Origin of the sequence: Nostocoides japonicum T1-X7 (assembly GCF_001046855.1) — a bacterium.
GTDB lineage: Bacteria > Actinomycetota > Actinomycetes > Actinomycetales > Dermatophilaceae > Nostocoides > Nostocoides japonicum.
On the sequence record NZ_HF570958.1, the window covers coordinates 3,862,299 to 3,883,074 of the forward strand.

At 71.4% G+C, this 20,776-nt stretch carries 17 protein-coding genes and 1 pseudogene; 5 read left to right on the plus strand and 13 right to left on the minus strand.

What is annotated here, in order from left to right; translation table 11 throughout:
• Together BN12_RS25355 and BN12_RS17525 are read right to left on the minus strand one after the other, a co-directional pair.
• Window positions 1–636 (minus strand): coiled-coil domain-containing protein (locus tag BN12_RS25355; RefSeq protein WP_048554480.1); only part of this gene is annotated, 636 nt, incomplete at its 3' end.
• A gap of 1,227 nt (window positions 637–1,863) precedes the next feature.
• The gene (locus tag BN12_RS17525) at window positions 1,864–2,622 is read right to left on the minus strand and encodes an IclR family transcriptional regulator (protein ID WP_235432452.1); all 759 of its coding nucleotides are present in this window, start codon (window positions 2,620–2,622) and stop codon (window positions 1,864–1,866) included.
• Between the two features lie 146 nt (window positions 2,623–2,768).
• On the opposite strand from BN12_RS17525, the gene BN12_RS17530 reads away from it, so the two are divergent.
• From BN12_RS17530 to allB, 5 genes and pseudogenes are all read left to right on the plus strand, one after another.
• Window positions 2,769–3,572 (plus strand): hydroxypyruvate isomerase family protein, encoded by an 804-nt coding sequence (locus BN12_RS17530; protein ID WP_048554484.1) that lies wholly within the window; start codon window positions 2,769–2,771, stop codon window positions 3,570–3,572.
• Between the two features lie 37 nt (window positions 3,573–3,609).
• Window positions 3,610–4,584 (plus strand): annotated as a pseudogene (locus tag BN12_RS17535) (2-hydroxy-3-oxopropionate reductase); the annotation flags it as partial.
• Complete coding sequence (gene gcl, locus BN12_RS17540) at window positions 4,581–6,350, plus strand: glyoxylate carboligase (protein WP_048554487.1); 1,770 nt, start codon at window positions 4,581–4,583, stop codon at window positions 6,348–6,350. The pseudogene BN12_RS17535 and the gene gcl, both read left to right, overlap by 4 nt.
• A 5-nt stretch (window positions 6,351–6,355) precedes the next feature.
• Window positions 6,356–7,474: a glycerate kinase gene (locus BN12_RS17545; protein WP_048554488.1), complete on the plus strand. Its 1,119-nt coding sequence runs from the start codon at window positions 6,356–6,358 to the stop codon at window positions 7,472–7,474.
• On the plus strand, window positions 7,471–8,802 hold the full coding sequence (gene allB / locus BN12_RS17550) for an allantoinase AllB (RefSeq protein WP_048554490.1): 1,332 nt from the start codon (window positions 7,471–7,473) through the stop codon (window positions 8,800–8,802). The genes BN12_RS17545 and allB overlap by 4 nt, the downstream gene beginning before the upstream one ends.
• Window positions 8,803–9,074: 272 nt before the next feature.
• Here the strand turns inward: allB and pucL are convergent, their stop codons facing one another.
• The 11 genes from pucL to ftsE form a co-directional block, all read right to left on the minus strand.
• Complete coding sequence (pucL, locus tag BN12_RS17555; protein WP_048554491.1) at window positions 9,075–9,956, minus strand: factor-independent urate hydroxylase; 882 nt, start codon at window positions 9,954–9,956, stop codon at window positions 9,075–9,077.
• 81 nt (window positions 9,957–10,037) lie between these two features.
• A complete protein-coding gene (gene uraH, locus BN12_RS17560; RefSeq protein WP_048554492.1) occupies window positions 10,038–10,364 on the minus strand; it encodes a hydroxyisourate hydrolase in 327 nt (108 codons plus the stop codon).
• Complete coding sequence (uraD, locus tag BN12_RS17565; RefSeq protein WP_048554493.1) at window positions 10,361–10,858, minus strand: 2-oxo-4-hydroxy-4-carboxy-5-ureidoimidazoline decarboxylase; 498 nt, start codon at window positions 10,856–10,858, stop codon at window positions 10,361–10,363. Before uraD ends, uraH begins: the two co-directional genes overlap by 4 nt.
• Window positions 10,855–12,315, minus strand: coding sequence for a nucleobase:cation symporter-2 family protein (locus tag BN12_RS17570; RefSeq protein ID WP_048554494.1), 1,461 nt, complete (start codon window positions 12,313–12,315; stop codon window positions 10,855–10,857). The genes uraD and BN12_RS17570 overlap by 4 nt, the downstream gene beginning before the upstream one ends.
• Before the next feature lie 35 nt (window positions 12,316–12,350).
• The gene (locus BN12_RS17575; RefSeq protein ID WP_048554495.1) at window positions 12,351–12,824 is read right to left on the minus strand and encodes a peroxiredoxin; all 474 of its coding nucleotides are present in this window, start codon (window positions 12,822–12,824) and stop codon (window positions 12,351–12,353) included.
• 12 nt (window positions 12,825–12,836) lie between these two features.
• Window positions 12,837–13,667 carry a bifunctional allantoicase/(S)-ureidoglycine aminohydrolase gene (locus BN12_RS17580; protein WP_048554496.1) on the minus strand — a complete coding sequence of 277 codons (831 nt, stop codon included), beginning with the start codon at window positions 13,665–13,667 and terminating at the stop codon, window positions 12,837–12,839.
• 2 nt (window positions 13,668–13,669) lie between these two features.
• Window positions 13,670–15,004 (minus strand): DUF6986 family protein, encoded by a 1,335-nt coding sequence (locus tag BN12_RS17585; RefSeq protein WP_048554498.1) that lies wholly within the window; start codon window positions 15,002–15,004, stop codon window positions 13,670–13,672.
• Complete coding sequence (gene aceB, locus BN12_RS17590) at window positions 15,005–16,603, minus strand: malate synthase A (protein ID WP_048554500.1); 1,599 nt, start codon at window positions 16,601–16,603, stop codon at window positions 15,005–15,007.
• Between the two features lie 53 nt (window positions 16,604–16,656).
• Entirely contained in the window at window positions 16,657–18,051 is a 1,395-nt protein-coding gene (locus tag BN12_RS17595) for an NAD-dependent malic enzyme (protein WP_048554501.1), read from the minus strand.
• A gap of 810 nt (window positions 18,052–18,861) precedes the next feature.
• On the minus strand, window positions 18,862–19,770 hold the full coding sequence (gene ftsX, locus BN12_RS17600; protein ID WP_048554503.1) for a permease-like cell division protein FtsX: 909 nt from the start codon (window positions 19,768–19,770) through the stop codon (window positions 18,862–18,864).
• Complete coding sequence (gene ftsE / locus BN12_RS17605; RefSeq protein ID WP_048554504.1) at window positions 19,767–20,465, minus strand: cell division ATP-binding protein FtsE; 699 nt, start codon at window positions 20,463–20,465, stop codon at window positions 19,767–19,769. The genes ftsX and ftsE overlap by 4 nt, the downstream gene beginning before the upstream one ends.
• Window positions 20,466–20,776 lie beyond the last annotated feature (311 nt).

Here is a 20,776-nt window from a genome sequence, read left to right on the forward strand (position 1 = left end):
AGACGCCGCGGTGAGGGCTGCGGCGGCCTCCCGCTGGGCGACGGCCCGGTCGGCTCGGAGTGCCGACAGGTGGGCCTCCTGGGCGGCTTGGTCCGCTTCGGCGGTGGCGAGCTCGGCGATGCTCCGCTTCTGGACGTCCATGACGGTGCCCATCATGGTGAGCCGGTCGGCGAAGTCGCCGGGGGATGTGGCGTCCATGGCGACCGACAGCTGGCCGAAGCCCTGCTCCTGGTAGAGCTCCGCAGCGAACGCGGCGACCCGCTTGCGGGCTCCCGTGATGTCGGTCCGGGTCCGGGCGAGTCGCGCCTCGGCCTTGTGCTCGTTGGCCGTGGCGACTGCGAGGGCGGCGATGGCCTCGGCGTTGCGCCGGTCGGCGGTGACGACGGCTGCCTGCGCCGACGCCAGGGCGGCCCGAGCCCCGGGAAGTCTTCCCTGGGTCCGGGAGAGCGCGGCATACGCGTCCTTGAGGCTCGCGCTCGTGTCGTCGAGGTCGTCCTTGAGCCGGTCGATCTTCTTGTCGACCGTCGCCTTGCGCTGGGCGTCGGGATCCTGGCGCGCCTGGGCCGCCAGGGTGGCGCCGGGCGCGACGGACAGCGCCATCGCACACGCGAGGGACACCGTCGTCGCGCGGGTCATACGCCGTCGGCGGGGGCCAGTCACGGAAGACTTGATTGTCACCATCGTGCACATTGGTAACACGAGCACCGGACGTTTCGGGGGATGCGTGGCTCACCGGCCGGTCGGAGCCCGTCCGTCGCGGCACGTCGACCCGGTATGCGGCGGCCGGCCCTGTGGCATGGAGTCACCCGTCCGCGAGCCAGAACCCGGTATGCCACGTGTCGCCGTCACCCTGGCGCACGCGCCGGGCTCCCGTAGCCGTTTCCGGCCAGCGACAACATCGACTCGGCACGTGCGGGGTTTCCGTGGCCGCGCCCGGCCCGGGGACGACATCGACTCGGCACGTGCGGGCTTGTCGTGGGTCGGCCGCGGCCCCCCGGGCGGTGGGTGCGTGCGGCGTCGTGGTCCGTCGGGGTCAGGGCCCGTGGCGGTTCACGAGTCCTTGTGGGGAAGCTGGCAAGACCCCTGACTGTCGCCAGCTTCCCCACAAGCCGTCGACACCCGTCGCGACCACGACAACCCCGGCATCGACCGAAGCCACCTCGCGGCACGTGCGGGGTTTCCGTGCCCGCGCCCGGCACGGAGACGACATCAACTCGGCACGTGCGGGGTTTCCGTGGCCGATCCCAGCCCGGGGACGACATCGACTCGGCACGTGCGGGCTTGTCGTGGTCGGCCGCGGCACCTCGGAGGTGGGTGCGGCATCGTGGTCCGTCCGGGTCAGGGCCCGTGGCGGTTCACGAGTCCTTGTGGGGAAGCTGGCAAGACCCCTGACTCTCACCAGCTTCCCCACAAGCCGTCACACCCGTCGCGACCACGACAACCCCGGCATCGACCGAAGCCACCTCGCGGCACGTGCGGGGTTTCCGTGCCCGCGCCCGGACGGGGACGACATCGACTCGGCACGTGCGGGCTTGTCGTGGGTCGGCCGCGACACCTCGGCCCTGGGGGCGGCGTCGTGGTCCGCCCCGGGGCAGAGCGGTGACGGTTCACGAGTCCTTGTGGGGAAACTGGCAAGACCCCTGACTCTCGCCAGTTTCCCCACAAGCCGTCGAGGGCATGCGCCGAGCCCGGACGAGCACCCGGCACCCGGCCCGTCGGACAACCCCTCGCACCCGGCACTGACGCACCGGGCACTCGGTCTGCCGGACAACCCCATATGCCGAGCACCCGGCACGCACCGAGCACCCGGGCATACACCGATCCGCCGAGCACCGACGAGCCGAGCCCGGACGCCGGATTGCCTCAGGGCGTCGCGAGAGCGGCGACCCGGTCGGGTGCCGGGAAGGCGGCGCTCGCCTCCGCCGCCACCTCCTGGATGACCGGCGCGATGTCGTCGACCGCGTCCATCGTCACCCGCCCGGACGGCCCGGAGACCGACATCGCCGCGAGGAAGGGCAGGCCCTTGACGGGAACCGCGACGCATCGCACGCCCACCTCCTGCTCGCCGTCATCGAGGGCGTAGCCCCTCCTGCGGGCCTCGCCGAGGACCTCGAGCATCGCCTGGGGAGTCACGATGGTGTGCTCCGTCCGGGCCGGCATGCCCGTCCGGTCGAGCATCGAGAGCACCTCCCGGTCGGGCAGCTCGGACATGATGGCCTTGCCGACCCCGGTGCAGTGCGGCATGACGACCTTGCCGACCTCGGTGAACATCCGCATCGACTGCGGGGAGGACACCTGGGCGACGTACACGCACGAGTCCCCTTGGAGGATCGCCATGTTCGCCGTCTCCTCGAACCGGGCGACGAGTCGGGAGAGGTAGGGCGTGGCCCACGTCCCGAGCCCCCGGCTCGCCGACTGGCCGAGTCGGATGAGCCGCAGCCCGAGGGCATAGCGCTTGTCCGGCTCCTGCCGGACGTAGCCCTGGCCGGTGAGGAACTTCAGCAGGCGGTGGGCGGTCGGCATCGGCAGACCGCTCGCCTCGGCGAGCTCGGACAGGCTGACCGGGCGCCCCGCGTCCGCGAGGCCCTCGAGGAGCTCGAACGCGCGGTCCAGGGACTGCACACGGTCTGCGGTTCCACGAGGTCGGGGCCTGGATTCCACCATGCGAAAACTCTACCCGGCCCGACTCGTGCGACCCGCATTGACGTGACGCATGTCCGGACGCTAAGATTTCGGCATACAGAATCTCAATTCCAAGGAGTGGAATTATGGCTCACGGTCTCCGGTATGCGGCGAACTGCTCGCTCCTCTTCACCGAGGTGCCGCTGCTCGAGCGGCCGGAGCAGGCGGCCGCGGCCGGCTTCGGCGCCGTCGAGTTCTGGTGGCCGTGGCCGGACACGGCCGTGCCGGCGGACCGCGACGTCGACGGCTTCGTCACCGCGATCCGGGACGCGGGGGTCGACCTCGTCGGGCTCAACTTCTTCGCGGGCCAGCTGACCGGGCCCGACTGCGGGGCGGTGTCCGTGCCGGACCTCTCCGCGCAGTTCCGGGAGAACGTGCCGGTCGTCGTCGGCATCGGCGAGCAGCTCGGCGTCCCCGCCTTCAACGCCCTCTACGGCAACCGTGTCGACGGCGTCGACCCGCAGGCCCAGGACGACCTCGCGGCCGAGAACCTCCGGTTCGCCGCCGGCGCCGTCGCGGCCATCGGCGGGACCGTCCTCCTCGAGCCGGTGAGCGGGCCCAAGCCCTACCCGCTGCGCACAGCCGCGGACGTCGTCGCCGTCCTCGACCGCGTCGGCGCGCCGAACCTCGGGTTCCTCTGCGACCTGTTCCACCTCGCCAACAACGGCGACGACATCGACGCCGCCCTCGACACGTATGCCGACCGCATCGCCCACGTCCAGATCGCCGACTGCCCCGGCCGCCACGAGCCCGGCACGGGCAGCCTCGACCTCGCCGGCCACCTGAGCCGGATCGCCAACAGCGGCTACCGCGGCTACGTCGCCGCCGAGTACATCCCCTCGACGACGACCGCCGAGAGCCTCGGCTGGCTCACCCGGGCCACCGCGTGAGCCGCCGGTCCGCCGGCGCCTCGCCAGGCGGCACGACCACCGATCCCACGACCATCGACCGCACGACCACCCAGCACAGACCTGGAGGACCCTCAGCATGAGCACCATCGCCTTCATCGGCCTCGGCATCATGGGCTCGGCCATGGCCGAGAACCTCGTCACCGCAGGCCATACCGTCATCGGCCACAACCGCAGCCAGCCGGCCGTCGACCGCCTCGTCGCCGCCGGCGGCAAGGGCGCCTCGTCGGTCGCCGAGGCCGTCGCCGACGCCGACATCGTCATCACCATGGTTCCCGACTCCCCCGACGTCGAGTCCGTCGCGCTCGGCGAGGACGGGATCTACGCCAACGCCCGGTCCGGCTCGGTCCACATCGACATGTCGACGATCCGGCCCGACGTCGCCGTCGCCCTCGCCGAGGCCGGCGCCGCGGCCGGCATCCGGGTCCTCGACGCGCCCGTGAGCGGTGGCGAGGCCGGCGCCAAGGAGGCCAAGCTGTCCATCATGGTCGGCGGCGACGCCGACACCTTCGCCGAGGTGCGGCCCGTCCTGGAGGCCATGGGGACGACGATCGTCCTCGTCGGCCCGGCCGGCTCCGGCCAGACCGTCAAGGCCGCGAACCAGCTCGTCGTCGCGGGCCACTACGAGCTGCTCGCCGAGGCCATCGTCTTCCTCCGGGCCTTCGGCGTCGACACGGCGGCGGCCCTGGAGGTCCTCGGCGGCGGCCTCGCCGGGAGCACCGTGCTCAACCGCAAGGGAGCGAGCATGCTCGCGGGCGACTTCCGCCCCGGCTTCCGGATCGACCTGCACCACAAGGACATGGGGATCATCGTCGACTCGGCGCGCGCCAAGGGCGTGACCATCCCCCTCGGCGCCGTCACCGCCCAGCTCATCGGCGCGCTGCGCGCCCAGGGCGACGGCGGTCTCGACCACTCGGCCCTCCTGCGCGGTGTCGAGCGCCTCTCCGGCCAGCCGGTGTCCGGCGAGACCGGCGAGGAGGTGAGCGGGAAGTGACCCGTATGCGAGCCGTCGACGCGGCGGTGAAGATCCTCGAGCTCGAGGGGGCGACCCAGGCCTTCGGCCTCCCGGGCGCCGCCATCAACCCCTTCTACGACGCCATGCGCAGGCACGGCGGGATCCGGCACACCCTCGCCCGGCACGTCGAGGGCGCCTCGCACATGGCCGAGGGCTACACACGGGCCGCGGCGGGGAACATCGGCGTGTGCATCGGCACCTCCGGACCGGCGGGCACCGACATGGTGACCGGCCTCTACTCCGCGAGCGCCGACTCCATCCCGATCCTCTGCATCACCGGGCAGGCGCCGGTCGCCAAGCTCCACAAGGAGGATTTCCAGGCGGTCGACATCGCGAGCATCGCGAAGCCGGTGACGAAGATGGCGGTCACCGTCCTCGAGGCCGCCCAGGTGCCGGGCGTCTTCCAGCAGGCGTTCCACCTCATGCGGTCCGGGCGCCCGGGTCCGGTCCTCATCGACCTGCCGTTCGACGTCCAGATGACCGAGATCGACTTCGACGCCGACACCTACACCCCGCTGCCGGTCTACAAGCCGAGCGCGTCGCGGGCCCAGGTCGAGCGGGCCCTCGACCTGCTCGTCGCGGCCCAGCGGCCGGTCATCGTCGCCGGCGGCGGCATCGTCAACGCCGACGCGGCCGACCTGCTCGTCGAGCTCGCCGAGCTCCTCGGCGTGCCGGTCGTCCCGACCCTCATGGGCTGGGGCACCATCCCCGACGACCACCCGCTCCAGGCGGGCATGGTGGGGCTGCAGACCTCGCAGCGCTACGGCAACGCGACGTTCCTGGAGTCCGACTTCGTCCTCGGCATCGGCAACCGCTGGGCCAACCGGCACACCGGCGGTCTCGACACCTACCGCAAGGGGCGGACCTTCGTCCACATCGACATCGAGCCGACCCAGATCGGTCGGGTCTTCGCGCCCGACTACGGGATCGTGTCCGACGCGAAGGCGGCGCTCGAGCTGCTCGTCGAGGCGGCCAAGGCCCGCCGCGGCGCCCTCCCCGACTACGGCGTGTGGGTGAAGGACTGCCAGCAGCGCAAGCACACCCTCCAGCGGCGGACGCACTTCGACGAGGTGCCCATCAAGCCGCAGCGGGTCTACGAGGAGATGAACAAGGCCTTCGACCGCGACACCGTCTACGTCTCGACGATCGGCCTGTCGCAGATCGCCGGCGGCCAGTTCCTCCACGTCTTCCAGCCGAGGGGCTGGATCAACGCGGGCCAGGCCGGCCCCCTCGGCTGGACGCTGCCCGCGGCGCTCGGCGTCGCGACGGCACGGCCCGACACGCAGGTCGTCGCCCTCTCCGGGGACTACGACTTCCAGTTCATGATCGAGGAGCTCGCCGTCGGTGCGCAGTTCAACCTGCCGTACATCCACGTCCTCGTGAACAACGCCTACCTCGGCCTCATCCGGCAGAGCCAGCGCGGATTCGACATGGACTACCACGTCCAGCTCTCCTTCGAGAACGTCAACGCCCCCGAGGTCAACGGCTACGGCGTCGACCACGTCAAGGTCGCCGAAGGCCTGGGCTGCAAGGCGATCCGGGTCTTCCACCCCGACGAGCTGCCCACGGCCTTCGAGAAGGCGCGCTCCCTCATGGAGGAGTTCCGGGTGCCCGTCGTCGTCGAGGTCATCCTCGAGCGGGTCACGAACATCTCGATGGGCACCGAGCTGGACAACGTCACCGAGTTCGAGGACCTCGCCCTGACCGGCACGGACGCCCCGACGGCGATCAGTCTGCTGGACTGAGCGGTATGCGCGTCGTCGTCGCCCCGGACAAGTTCAAGGGCAGCCTGTCCGGGGCCGAGGTCGCGGCGGCGGTCGCCGCGGGGATCGCCGACGTGCACCCGGACGTCACGGCGACGCTCGCGCCGGTGGCGGACGGCGGCGACGGGACCGTGGCCGCCGCCGTCGCCGCCGGGTTCGAGCCCCGGTCGGTGACCGTCGAAGGCCCCACCGGCGAGCCGGTCGATGCGCCGTATGCCATGCGCGGCGCCCGGGCCGTCGTCGAGCTCGCCGCGGCGTGTGGCATCGACCTGCTCCCCGGTGGCCGGTTCGCGCCGCTCACCGCCTCGACGTACGGCCTCGGCCAGGTCGTCGCCGACGCCGTCGAGCACGGAGCGGCGGAGATCGTCCTCGGCCTCGGCGGGAGCGCCTCGACGGACGGAGGGGCGGGGATGCTCCAGGCCCTCGGCGCGGTCCTGCACACGGACACCGGCCCGCTCACGGCCCGGGGCGGTGCCGCGCTCGCCGACATCGTGTCGGTCGACCTCGGGCCGCTGTGGGAGCGGATGGCCGGGGTCGCGGTCGTCGTCGCGAGCGACGTCGACAACCCGCTGCTCGGCCCCGACGGCGCCGCTGCGGTGTTCGGCCCGCAGAAGGGCGCCGCTCAGGAGGAGGTCGGGCTCCTCGACGCAGCCCTGGCGCGCTGGGCCGGCGTCGTCTGCGCGGCCGTGGGTCGCGACGACACCACCGTGCCCGGGGCGGGCGCGGCCGGCGGCGCCGGGTTCGCCGCCCTCGCCGTCCTCGACGCCCGGCTCGAGCAGGGGATCCGACTCGTCCTCGACCTGCTCGACTTCGACGCGACCCTCGCCGGCGCGGACCTCGTCGTGACGGGCGAGGGCTCGCTCGACGAGCAGTCCCTCGCCGGCAAGGCACCCGTCGGTGTCGCCGAGGCCGCCCGGCGGGCCGGCGCTCCGGTCGTCGCCGTCGCCGGCCGGTGCACGCTGTCGCCGGAACGCCTCGCCGCGGCCGGCATCCGCGCGGCATACCCGTTGAGTGTCCTCGAGCCGGACGTCGGCACGAGTATGAGGAATGCCGCACCGCTCCTGCGCGAGGTCGGGCGGCGGATCGCGAAGGAGTGGGTCCCATGACGCAGCTCGACCTCGTCGTGCGAGGACAGCGGGTCGCCCTGCCGGACGGCATCCGCCCGGCAGCCATCGGGATTCGCGACGGCCGGATCGTGTCGACGGCCCCGGTGACCGAGGCGGTCGACGCGGTCCGCGTCATCGACCTCGCCGACGACGAGGTCCTCCTCCCGGGGCTCGTCGACACCCACGTCCACGTCAACGAGCCCGGCCGCACCGAGTGGGAGGGCTTCGCGACGGCGACCGACGCCGCGGCGGCGGGCGGCGTGACGACGATCCTCGACATGCCGCTCAACTCCATCCCGGCGACGACGTCGGTCGAGGCCCTCGAGGTCAAGCGCGCCGCCGCGCGCGACGAATGCCGCGTCGACGTCGGCTTCTGGGGCGGTGCCGTCCCGGATAGCCTCGGACGGCTCGCCGACCTCGCGAACGCCGGGGTCTACGGATTCAAGTGCTTCCTCCTCGATTCCGGCGTCCCCGAGTTCCCCCCGCTCGACGCCGTCCGGCTGCACACCGCGATGACCGAGATCGCCGCGTTCGGCGGCCTGCTCATCGTGCACGCAGAGGACGCGCCGACGATCGCCCAGCACACGCTGGCCCATGCGCCGACGTATGCCGAGTTCCTCGGCTCCCGCCCGCCGGAGGCCGAGACCGCCGCCATCGAGCAGGTCATCGACGCCTGCCGGGCGACCCGGTGCCGGACCCACATCGTCCACCTGTCGAGCGCGGCGGCGCTGCCGGCGATCCGGGCCGCCAAGGCGGAGGGCCTCCCCCTGACCGTCGAGACCTGCCCGCATTACCTCACTCTCGCCGCGGAGCAGATCCCGGACCGGCAGACCCAGTTCAAGTGCTGCCCACCGGTCCGCGAGACGGCCAACGCCGACCTGCTGTGGGCGGCCCTCGGCGACGGCACCATCGACTTCGTCGTGTCCGACCACTCCCCCAGCACGCCCGAGCTCAAGTTCGCCGGCGACGGCGACTTCGCCGTCGCCTGGGGAGGCATCGCCTCCGTCCAGCTCGGCCTCCCCCTCGTGTGGACCGAGGCCGCCGGGCGTGGGTTCGGACTCGACGACGTCGTCCGCTGGATGGCATACGGACCGGCACACCACGTCCAGGTCGCTGGAAAGGGTTCCATCGCAACGGGTTCCGACGCCGATCTCGTCGTCCTCGCGCCCGAGGAGACCTTCGTCGTCGACAAGGACGCCCTGCGACACCGCAATCCGGTGAGCCCCTATGACGGGCGGACGCTCTCGGGCGTCGTCCGCCGCACGATCCTCCGGGGCGTCGACGTCGACCTCGACGGGCCGCGCCGGGGGCGTCTCCTGCGTCCCTGACGGTGACCCCACCGTGCGACGGACCCCCGCTCCCCTCCGTCGCATGTCCCGGTCCTCCGGAGCACGGACCCGCCGACAGATGAGGGGCGGGCGACCGGAACGTTCCGGTCGCCCGCCCCTCATGCGATGACGTCGTCGCTCGTCGTCACCCGTCGGCGACGCAGTCGCGCCACCCCCTCGGTGGCGTTCCCGTGGGGGTGGCGTGGAACCCGGGGTGGACGCGGCCGGCGGGCACGCGCCCACCCCGGGGTGCGGGGCGGGACGGCGGTCGCTCAGCAGAAGCCGGCGATGCCGACCCAGGCGGCATCGCGGGTCTCGCTGCCGGCGCGCTGGATCGTCGCCTCGATGAGGCCGTACGGGCGGTCGGCCGCGTAGAAGACCTCCCCGGGGTTGTCGATCCCGCAGAAGGAGAGGTCGGAGAGGAAGTGGTGCTTGTTTGGGCAGGAGAACTTGATCTCGTCGATCTCCGGGTGGGTGGCGATGACGGCCTCGGCCATCTGGTAGAGCGTGTGCTGGAGCGCCTTGGAGTAGCCCTGCGTGAAGGTCGACAGGATGATCTGCTTGACGCTGTCGTAGACCTTGTCGAAGTCGACGTCCGTCGTGTTGTAGCGCCAGCGGGTCGCGATGTCCGTCGCGAGGATCCGGTCGGTCGTCTCCTGGAGGGTCGTGTACTTGTCCTTCGGGTAGCCGACGAAGCCGGACTCCGTCGTCTTCATGACGGTCAGGCCGTAGAACCCGCTGATCACCGTCGTCTCGTCACCGTCGCGCACGACGACGGCCGTGCGGACCTCGGGCGAGCCGCGGTAGAAGCTGTGGTCGTGGTCGTCGATGCGCGTCCAGCCGAACTCCTCGGCAGCCCAGCGCCCGCCGGTCACCCAGGAGAACTCCGACGTGAAGTGGTCGGCGAGGCGCTGGAGGAACGCCTCGGGGCTGCCGACCCCGTCGCGGGCGAAGGCGAAGACGGTGTTCTTCTGGGTGTCGGTCGGGACGACGTGGCCGTTGTCCCCCTCAGTGTGCGCCGCCTCGAAGTCGCCGCGCAGCTGCGAGGTGACGTTGAGGTCGCGGACCTCGTGGCGGTCGGTGTCACGTGTGACCCGGACGACCCGGTTCTCGGCCTTGCCGTACTGGTTCGTCGTGAGCTTGACGTCTGGCATCTCGTACTCCTTTGTCGTGATGGGATTCTGGTATGCGGTGGTGCTCGGTCCCCGGTGGCGGTCGCCGTCGGGGAGGTCGGGTCAGCTGCCGCGGTAGGTCGTGTAGGCGAACGGGCTGACGAGCAGGGGGATGTGGTAGTGGGCCTGGTCGGCCCGGGTGCGGAAGAGGACGGCGACCTCGGGGTGGAAGCACGGCGTGCTCCGGGCCGCGAAGTAGTCGCCTGTCGCGAAGACGACGCGGTAGTCGCCGGGCGGGAGGACGTCGGGGCCGAGGTCGGCGACGCGGCCGTCGGCGTCGGTCGCGGCCGTCGCCAGGATCTCGCCGGAGGCGTCCTCGAGCCGGACGCCGACGCCGGAGGCCGGCATACCGGCGGCCGCGTCGAGGACGTGCGCGGTGACATAGCTCATGCCGTCACCGCCTGCCGCAGCCGGAGCACCGCGATCTCGCGGAGCTGCTCACCGACGACGCGGTCCTCGGACTCGGGGTCGTGGCCGAGCCGCTCCTGCAGAGCGGCCAGGATCTCCTCCGACGTCCGGCCGGCAGCCCGGATGAGGAAGACCCGTCCGAACCGCTCCTCGTAGGCACGGTTCCCCTCCTCGAGCCGCCGTCGGGTGTCGTCCCCGACGTCGAGGCCACCCTGCTCGGCGCGGGAGAGCGAGGCCTCACGTGAGGTGCCCGAGGCTCGCTCACCGATGCGCGGATGATGCCGCAGCGCGGCCTCGACCTCGTCAGAGGTGAACGGCTCGGCGGCGGACTCGGCGGCGGCGGCGAGGGACTCGACCGAGTCGTAGGGTCGGCCCTCGTCGACGTCCCGGACCCAGCGGTCGATGTCCACACAGGGTCGCAGGAGACGGTCGGCCTCCGCCGTGGACAGTGCGTTGAACTCCTCCAGGCTCGTCACGGGTTGCCTCCATGGCTGTAGCCGCGGGCCGTCGGGCCCTCCGGGTCGAGCCGGATCTCGTCGGCCTCGGAGATCGCTGCCGGCGCCGGGCCCTCGGCGAAGATCGGGCCTTCGGCGCCGTCCTGCCGGCCGAGGATGTTGAAGACGACGTTGAGGACGACGGCGGTGAGCGCCGCGGAGGTGATGCCCGACTCGAAGATGACGGTGAACCAGTTCGGGAAGTGCTCGTAGAGCGTCGGGGAGGCGATCGGGATGATGCCCATCCCGAGCGACAGGGCGACGATGACGATGTTGGCGTTCCCGGAGAAGTCGACCCGGCTCAGCGTCCGGATCCCGCTCGCGGCGACGGTGCCGAAGAGCGCGATGCCGGCGCCGCCGAGGACCGGGAGGGGGACGATGGCGACGAACGCGCCGAGGATCGGGAACAGGCCGAGGAAGAGGAGGATCCCACCGCTCACGGCGACGACGAACCGGCTCTTGATGCCGGTGATCGCGACGAGCCCGACGTTCTGCGCGAAGGCGCTGATCGAGAACCCGTTGAAGATGCTGGAGACCGACGTCGAGAGCATGTCCGCCCGGAGGCCGTTCGTCACGGTCTGCCGGTCCGCGGGACGCCCGATGACCTCACCGACGGCGAGGATGTCGGCCGTCGTCTCGGTCATGATGACGAGCATCACGACGACCATCGAGATCGTCGCGCCGACGGCGAAGGTCGGCGTCCCGAAGTGGAAGGGCGAGGTCAGCTGGAAGACCTGCGCGTTGGAGATCTGCCCGAAGTCGGTGAGACCGAACGGGATCGCGACGACCGTGCCGAGGACGAGCCCGAGGAGGATGGCGACCCGGCTGAGGAACCCCGGGGCGAGTCGGTAGATGAGGACGATGATGACGAGCGTCAGACCCGCCACGGCGAGGTTCTTCGGCTGCCCGAACGTCGGGGTGACGCCCGGTGTGCCGCCGCCGGCCCAGTTGATGCCGACCGGGAGCAGCGAGATGCCGATGACGGTGATGACGGTGCCGGTGACGACCTCGGGGAAGAAGTGGAGCAGGCGGGTGAACAGCGGCGCGATGACGAAGCCGATGACGCCCGACAGCAGCAGTGCGCCGAAGATGGCTCGCAGGCCGACTCGGCCGCCACCCTCGGCGGCGCCGATGGCGAGCATGGTCGACACCGCCGCGAAGGAGGTGCCCTGGACCAGGGGCTGCCGGGCGCCGATCTTCCAGACGCCGAGCGTCTGCAGGAGGGTGGCGATGCCGGACATGAAGAGGCCGGCGGAGACGAGGTACGTGACGTCGGTCGCACTCAGCTTCATGGCGGTGCCGACGATGAGCGGAACCGCGACGACCCCGGCATACATGCTGAGGACGTGTTGCAGTCCGTAGAGGAACATCTGGGGGGCGGGCGGCACCTCGTCGACCGGGTGCTTGTCCACCTGCTCGGTCAGGGTGGAATCGGACATGTGCTCGTGACTTTCTGGTCGGTGTCGGGCCGTCCCTAGGACGGCGGTCCGACGAGGCTGGCGAGAAGTGCGGCGGCGTGCCCGCGAGGGTCGAGCCCGTACTCGGCGGAGACGACCGTTCGGTCGGCGTCCACGACGACGGTGCTGCGGAGGGGTCCGGTCGTCGGCATCCCGTCGACGACCTTGTCGCCGTAGGCGCCCCAGCGCCGGGCCGATCCGGAGTCGGGGTCGGACAACAGGGGGTGGCCGAGGTCGTGCTCCGCACGGAACTCGGCCAGGCGCTCCGGGGGGTCGGAGGAGACGCCGATGACGGTGTATCCCGCGGCAACGAAGTCCGGTGTGCGGTCTCGGAACTCGCACGCCTCGGCGGTGCATCCGGGCGTGAAGGCCTTGGGGAAGAAGTAGACGACGAGGGGTTCTCCCGCGAAGTCCTCCAAGGTGACGGTCCGGCCGTCCTCGGCGACGAGCTCGAGGGGTGGTGCCGGGACGCCGGCGGCGAGACGGGTCATCCGGACGCCTCCTCAGACGAACTGCCGGCTGAGCCGGACGTGTCGGTTGACGTCCTTGTAGAGCAGGTAGCGGAAGCGACCCGGCCCGCCGGCATAGCAGGCCTGGGGGCAGAAGGCCCGCAGCCACATGAAGTCGCCCGCCTCGACCTCGACCCAGTCCTGGTTGAGGCGGTAGACCGCCTTGCCCTCGAGGACGTAGAGCCCGTGCTCCATGACATGCGTCTCCGCGAACGGGATGACGCCGCCGGGCTCGAAGTTGACGATGTTGACGTGCATGTCGTGCCGGAGGTCGCTCTGGTCGACGAAGCGCGTCGTCGTCCACGCCCCGTTGGTGCCGGGCATGGGGATCGGCTCGACATCGTGCTCGTTCGTGACGAACGCCTCGGGCGCGTCGATGCCGTCGACGGGCTCGTACGCCTTGCGGATCCAGTGGAAGCGGAAGGCCTCCGACCCATCGTTGCGCAGCGACCAGTCGCTGCCGGGCGGCAGGAACGCGTAGCCGCCCGGGGTGAGCTCGTGGCTGGCTCCCTCGAGCACGAGCGTCGCGGAGCCCTCGACGACGAACACGACGCCCTCGGCCCCCGGATCGCTCTCGGGCCGGTCGCTCCCGCCGCCCGGTGACACCTCGACGATGTACTGGGAGAAGGTCTCGGCGAACCCCGAGAGCGGACGGGCGAGGACCCAGAGCCGGGTGTCGGTCCAGTGCGGGAGGCAGCTCGTCACGATGTCGCGCATGACGCCGCGCGGGATGACGGCGTAGGCCTCGGTGAAGGCGGCGCGGTCGGTGAGCAGCTGGTCCTGCGAGGGGTGCCCGCCGTGGGGGGCGTAGTAGGTGCTCGTCATGGTCACTCCTTGGGGTTTGCGACGGCGTGGGGCGGTCGGGTTCTCGGGGTCGTGGGTGCGGCGGTCATCGTCGTGTCCGAGCGGGGGCGGGCCAGCGCGGCGACCTGGACCGCGGTGAGGCCGGTCGGCCCGGACACCTCCTCCTCGGCGACGGCGCCACAGGCGAGGCCCCGCTGGAGGTAGCGGGCCAGGGCGCGCGCGGTGGCGGGCTCGTCGAGGATCTGCGAGGCGCTGCGCGAGACGTAGGCACCGAGCCGCGCCGTCGCCGACGGCAGGCCGGCCCGGTAGAAGGCGAACGTCGCGGCATACCGCGTGGGGAGCTGGTGCTCGTGGAGGTCCCAGCCCTGGTAGAAGCCCCGTTCGAGCGCCCGACGGACGAGCCCGGCATGCAGCTGCCAGGCGGCGCGGACCTGGTCGGCGGAGCCGAGCGGGAGGACGTTCGTCGAGCCGTCGGACAGATGGACGGTCGTGCCGGCGACGGCGACCTGCATGACCTGTTTGGCGAAGTCCGCCGCCGGGTGGTCGCTGGCCTGGAAGGCCGCGGAGATCTGGAGGGAGGCGCTGTAGTCGTAGGTCCCGTAGTGGAGAGAGGTGACCCGGCCGTCGCCGGCGTGCACCGCCCGCGCGACGGGGACCGTGCCGTCGGCGCCCACGATGAGCTGCGGTGTCTCCACCTGGATCTCGAAGCCGAGCCGCCGGCGGGGCAGTCCGTGCTGCTCCTCGAGCCGCTCGCACACCTCGACCATCGCCTCGACCTGGCTCACGGTGCTCACCTTGGGGAAGGTGATGACCAGGCCCTCGGGCAGCGACCCGAGCCGGTCGAGGAGGGCCGCGAGGAAGAGGTCGAGGGTCCGGATGCCGCGGCGCCGGGTCGGCTCCTCGAAGCACTTGAAGCGCAGACCGGCGAATGCCGGCGCCACGCCGTCCCGGACGGCGTCGGCGAGGCGCTCGGCGGCCCCGACGGCGTCCCGGTCCTCGATGCCGTCACCCCGGTCGCCGTAGCCGTCCTCGAAGTCGAGCCGCAGGTCCTCGATGGGGTCGGCGGCGAGCTTCGCGGAGAGCCGCTGGGCCACGTCGCCGACGAGGTCCTCGGGGACGCCGGCCACCCGGCATACCTCCTCGGCGCCGCCGTGCTCGGCGACGAGCGCCGCCGCCGCCGAGCCCCAGCGCGCCGGGAGGTCGACGGTGTAGCGGTCGGCGGGCACATAGACGGTGTGGACCGGCTGGCGGCGCCCGTCGTCGCCGGGATAGGCCCGCAGGAGAAGGTCGTCGGTGGCGGCGAGCCGGCCGTCGACGGCGGCGAGGAAGGCCTCGTCGAGGCGCGGGGTCGGGGCCACTCAGACCACCAGCTCGTACGCGGGGAGGGTGAGGAAGTCGACGAAGTCGTCGGAGAGGACGAGGGAGGCGACGAGCTCCTTCGCGGCGAGGTAGTGGGCCGCGAAGGCCTCCGGGCCCACCTCACCGCGGAGCCGCTCGACCTCCTCGTCGAGGACCCGCGCGACGAGCCCCTTGGTCACCGTCTCGCCCGTGTCGGCGAGGGTCACGCCGTTGTGGATCTGCTGCCACACCTGGGCGCGGGAGATCTCCGCCGTCGCGGCGTCCTCCATGAGGTTGTGGATGGCGACAGCGCCGTTGCCGGAGAGCCACACGGCGACATAGGCGACGGCGACGTAGAGGTTGTCGCGCAGCCCCTGGAGGGTGTTGCTCCCGGCGGTGGAGGCGATGTCGAGGAGCTGGTCGGCCGTCACCGACACCTCGTCGCGGGTCCGGTCGAGCTGGTTGGGCCGATCGCCGAGGACGCCGTCGAACACCTCCTGGCAGACGGGGACGAGGTCGGGATGTGCGACCCACGACCCGTCGAACCCGTCACCCGCCTCGCGCTTCTTGTCGGCCCGCACCTTGGCGAAGGCGGCGGCGTTGGCCTCCGCGTCCCTGCGGCTCGGGATGAACGCCGCCATCCCGCCCATCGCGAAGGCCCCGCGCTTGTGGCAGGTCCGCACGAGCAGCTCGGTGTAGGCCCGCATGAACGGCGCCGTCATCGTGATGTCCGCCCGGTCGACGAGGACGAACTCCGGCCCGGCGTCGCGGAAGTACTTGATGACGCTGAACAGGTAGTCCCAGCGCCCGGCGTTGAGGCCGCTCGCGTGGTCGCGCAGCTCGTAGAGGATCTCCTCCATCTCGAAGGCGGCGGGGATCGTCTCGATGAGGACCGTCGCGCGGATCGTGCCGGGCTCGAGGCCGAGCCGCTCCTCGGCGTAGGTGAAGACGTCGTTCCAGAGCCGGGCCTCCAGGTGGCTCTCCATCTTGGGGAGGTAGTAGTAGGGGCCGCGGCCGGAGTCCAGGAGCGGGCCGGCGAGGTGGAAGACGTGCAGGCCGAAGTCGACGAGGGCCCCGACCGCCCGCCGACCGTCGAGGAGGACGTGGGCCTCGTCGAGGTGCCAGCCCCGGGGCCGGGTCACGACGACGGCGAGCGGCGCGTCGGTGCGCAGGACGTACTCCCGGCCGTCCTCGGCCGTGAAGGAGAGGGTGCCGAGGGCGGCGTCGCGCAGGTTGAGGATCGCGTCGACGACGTTCGGCCACGATGGGCAGCTCGCGTCCTCGAGATCGGCGAGCCACACCTTCGCGCCGGAGTTGAGGGCGTTGATCGCCATCTTCGCCGGGCTCGCCGGGCCGGTCATCTCCACCCGGCGGTCGGCGAGCGCGGGCGGCGGGGCCGGCACCGACCACTCCCTCTCCCGGACGTCCTTGGTCTCCGGCAGGAAGTCGAGGCGTCCGGCCCGGGCGGCCGCCTCGCGTCGACCGACGCGAGCGCCGACGAGCTCGTCGCGGCGGGCGGCGAACCGGGTATGCAGCTCCTCGACGAACGCGAGGGCCTCCGGGGTGAGGATCTCGGCGGCGCGGTCGACGGGCTGGGAATCGGTGACGGTGATCGTCATGGGGGCGGTCTCTCTCCTTGGCTCGGGATGGTGGATGGTCGTATGCCGCGTGCTCACCCGGCGGCCGGGGCGGTCGCCACGGCGACCACCGCCTCGGCCACCGCGGGCGCCACGCGAGGGTCGAACACGCTGGGCACGATGTAGCTCGGGCCGAGCTCGTCCCGACCGACGCAGTCGGCGATGGCCTCGGCCGCCGCGACGAGCATGGGCGTGGTGATGTGCCGGGCGGTCGCGTCGAGGAGTCCCCGGAAGAGACCGGGGAAGGCGAGGACGTTGTTGATCTGGTTCGGGAAGTCGCTGCGGCCCGTCGCGACGACGGTCGCGTGCCGGGCCGCCTCGAGGGGATGGATCTCGGGGTCGGGGTTGGCGAGGGCGAGGACGACGGCCCCGTCGGCCATCGTCGCGACGTGCTCGGCGGCGATGACGTCGGGCGCCGAGACGCCGATGAAGACGTCCGCGCCGACGAGGGCCTCGTGGAGGCTGCCGACGAACCTGCCGGGGTTGGTGTGGTCCGCGATCCACTGCCGGTGCGGGTCGCTGTCGCCGCGCCCGGCATACAGGGCGCCCTTCCGGTCGCAGGCCACGATGTGCTCGGCACCCTGCTCGTGGAGGAGCCGGATGATGGCCGACCCCGCTGCCCCGGCCCCGCTCACGACGATCCGGACGTCCGCCATGGCCTTGCCGACGACCCTCAGCGCGTTGATGAGCGCCGCGAGCACGACGATCGCCGTCCCGTGCTGGTCGTCGTGGAAGACGGGGATGTCGAGCTCCGCGCGGAGCCGGCGCTCGATCTCGAAGCAGCGGGGGGCCGCGATGTCCTCGAGGTTGACGCCGCCGTAGACGGGAGCGAGCGCCTTGACGATCGCGATGATCTCCTCGGTGTCGGTCGTGTCGAGGCAGACCGGCCACGCGTCGACGTCGGCGAACCGCTTGAAGAGCGCGGCCTTTCCCTCCATGACGGGCAGCGCCGCCGCGGCCCCGATGTCGCCGAGCCCGAGGACGGCCGTCCCGTCGGTGACGACGGCGACCGTGTTGCGCTTGATGGTCAGCCGGCGGGCGTCGGCGGGGTTCGCCGCGATGGCGAGGCAGACGCGGGCGACTCCCGGGGTGTAGGCCCGCGAGAGGTCGTCGCGGTTGCGCAGCTCCACCTTCGGCTCGACGGACAGCTTGCCGCCGAGGTGCATGAGGAAGGTGCGGTCGCTCACCTTGCGGACCTCGACGCCCTCGACCGCGTCGAGGGCCGCGGAGACGCGGGCGGCGTGCTCCTCCCCCGCGGTGTTGCAGGTGATGTCGACGACGACGCCGTCGTGACCGGACTCGATCATGTCCAGTGCGGTCACCTCGGCTCCGGCCGCCGCCACCGCGGACGTCAGCTCGGCCGTCGCGCTGAACCCGGTGGGCGCGGCGACCCGCATGGTGATGGCGTGGCCCGGGCTGGGACTCGGCATTGAGGCTCCTCGGCTAGTTCCGTCAGATGGAGTCTAGATTCCAGATTGCGGAATTGCAACCCCTGCGTTCCGACTCTCTCCGAACGTGGCCCGAGCGCACGCCTCAGCACGCCCGCGAGTCGAGGGATCCCGGCCCGCCGCGTCACCGGATACCTCGACCCACCCGAGCACCCCCGCGATCGAGGTATGCCGACCCCACGGGAGCGTCACCACGTACCTCGACCCACGAGACCCCTCCGGAGTCGAGGTATCCAGGACCCACCGGAGCGCCACCAGATACCTCGACCCGCCGAGCACCCCCGCGATCGAGGTATCCCCGGCATCGGCAGGTGCCAGCGCCCCATTCGGTGAGATGTCTCCGCCACCCTCGGGACCCTCCTCGTCGAGCAGACGGGGTCGGCTCTCCCCCCCAGACCGCGGGAAGGACACCAGATACCTCGACCGTGCGGCGCCCTCCGGAGTCGAGGTATCCAGGACCCACCGGAACGTCACCAGATACCTCGACCCAACCCAGCACCGCCGCGATCGAGGTATGCCGACCCCACGGGAGCGTCACCACATACCTCGACCCGTAGGTCCCCCACGGAGTCGAGGTATCCAGGACCCACCGGAACGCCACCAGATACCCAAACCCAACTGAGCACCCCGCGATCGAGGTATGCCGACCCCACCGGAACGTCACCAGATACCTCGACCCAACCGAGCACCCCGCGATCGAGGTATCCCGAACCTGACCTGACCCGACGTGTCATCGGGTACCTCGCCCACCGAGTGTCAGGGCACGAGGTCGGTCGAGGGGCCGGAGCCGCCTCAGACGCGCAAGTACCGCCAGAGGGTGAGCATCGAGGTGACGACGGCGACGACCACGACGACGGCGACCATCCAGGGCGCGACGAACCACACGTCCGTGTCACCGATGAGGGCCCTGTCGTAGAGGATCTGCGACAGCAGCCGGTTGAAGAGGAAGTGGACGGTCGCCCACAGCAGCCCGACGGCGAGCACCGCGCCGAGCAGCCCGGACAGCACCGTCTCGACGATGAACGGCGTGCGGATCGTGGCGTTCGAGGCGCCGACGAGCCGCATGATCCCTATCTCGCGCCGTCGGGCGAAGGCGACTTGGCGGACCGTCGTCATGATGAGCAGCGCCGAGCAGGCGACCATGAGGGCGGCGAGGAGGACGGCGAAGAGGGTCACGAGGTTGATGACCCGGAAGAAGGGTTTGAGGACCTTCTCCTGGTCCTGGACGCTCGCGACCCCCGGAGCCCCCTCGAACTGGCTCGTCACGACGGCGAACTTGCTGGGATCCTTCAGCTGGACACGGAAGCTGTCGGGGATGTCGCCGACCTTGAGGTTGTTGCTGACGACCGGGCTGTTGCGGAACTGCTCCTTGAACCGGTCGAAGGCCTCCTGCTCCGACTCGTAGAAGACGGCCTTGACCTCGGGCAGCTGCTGCAGCTGCCCCTTGATCGTCGCCTTCTGCTGGTCGGTGGCCGCCTTGCCCTGGCAGTTGGGCTGCGTCGGGTTGTCGTTGCACAGGTAGACCGAGACCTGGACCCGGTCGTACCAGTAGCCCTTCATCGTGTCGGCCTGCCGCTGGGCGAGCAGGCCGAGCCCGAGGAGGTACATCGAGACCATCGTGACGAGGACGACGGAGATCGCCATCGAGAGGTTGCGGCGCAGGCCGTTGCCGACCTCGCCGAGCATGAAGGAGAACCTCACCCGACGTCACCCTTCGGCAGGTAGAGGCTGTCCTCCTCGTCGCGGACGACGACGCCGTCGGACAGCTCGACGACGCGCCGGCGCATGTCGTTGACGATGTCGTCGTCGTGCGTCGCCATGACGATCGTCGTCCCCGTCTGGTTGATCCGGTCGAGGAGATGGACGATGTCGAGGCTGATGGCCGGGTCCAGGTTGCCCGTCGGCTCGTCGCACAGGAGGATCGAGGGCCGGTTGACGACGGCGCGGGCGATGGCCACCCGCTGCTGCTCACCGCCGGACAGCTCGTGGGGCATCCGCTTCGCCTTGCCGTCGAGGCCGACGAGCTCGAGGGTCTCCGGCACGACCTGCCGGATGTAGTGGCCCGACTTGCCGAGCACCTGGAGGGCGAAGGCGACGTTCTGGAAGACGTTCTTGTTGCCGAGGAGCCGGAAGTCCTGGAAGACGGTGCCGATGTCGCGCCGCAGCCGGGGCACCTTCCTCAGGGGCAGCCGCCCGAGGTCCTGGCCGGCGACGAGGACGGCCCCGGAGGTCGCCTGCTCCTCGCGGAGGGCGAGGCGCAGGACGGTCGACTTCCCCGACCCGGAGGGGCCGACGATGAAGACGAACTCCCCCCGGTCGATCGTGATGCTCACGTCGAACAGGGCCGGTCTCGTCGACCGGGGGTAGGTCTTGGTCACGTGGTCGAAACGGATCATGCGGCAGGGGTGGCCTCACGGCTCGGGGACGGGACGGCATACGGGCGGCCGGGCCCATAGGCGTCCCACCATAAGCACGAAGTGCCGGAATGCCGGTGACGCCACCCCGAGGAACGGCTCGGTGACGCTGCGGGGCCCACCCCAAGTCGGGCCCAAGTGCTCCTCAAGCGCTCCCCGTGACGCTGGTTCCACACACCGAACCAAGGAGTCACCACCATGAGCATCGAGTCCACGCTCGACGAGGCGACCACCGTCGCCGCCTACCCGTCGGCCACCCACCCGTCGGCCACCCACCGGAGCCCGGCCGGCCG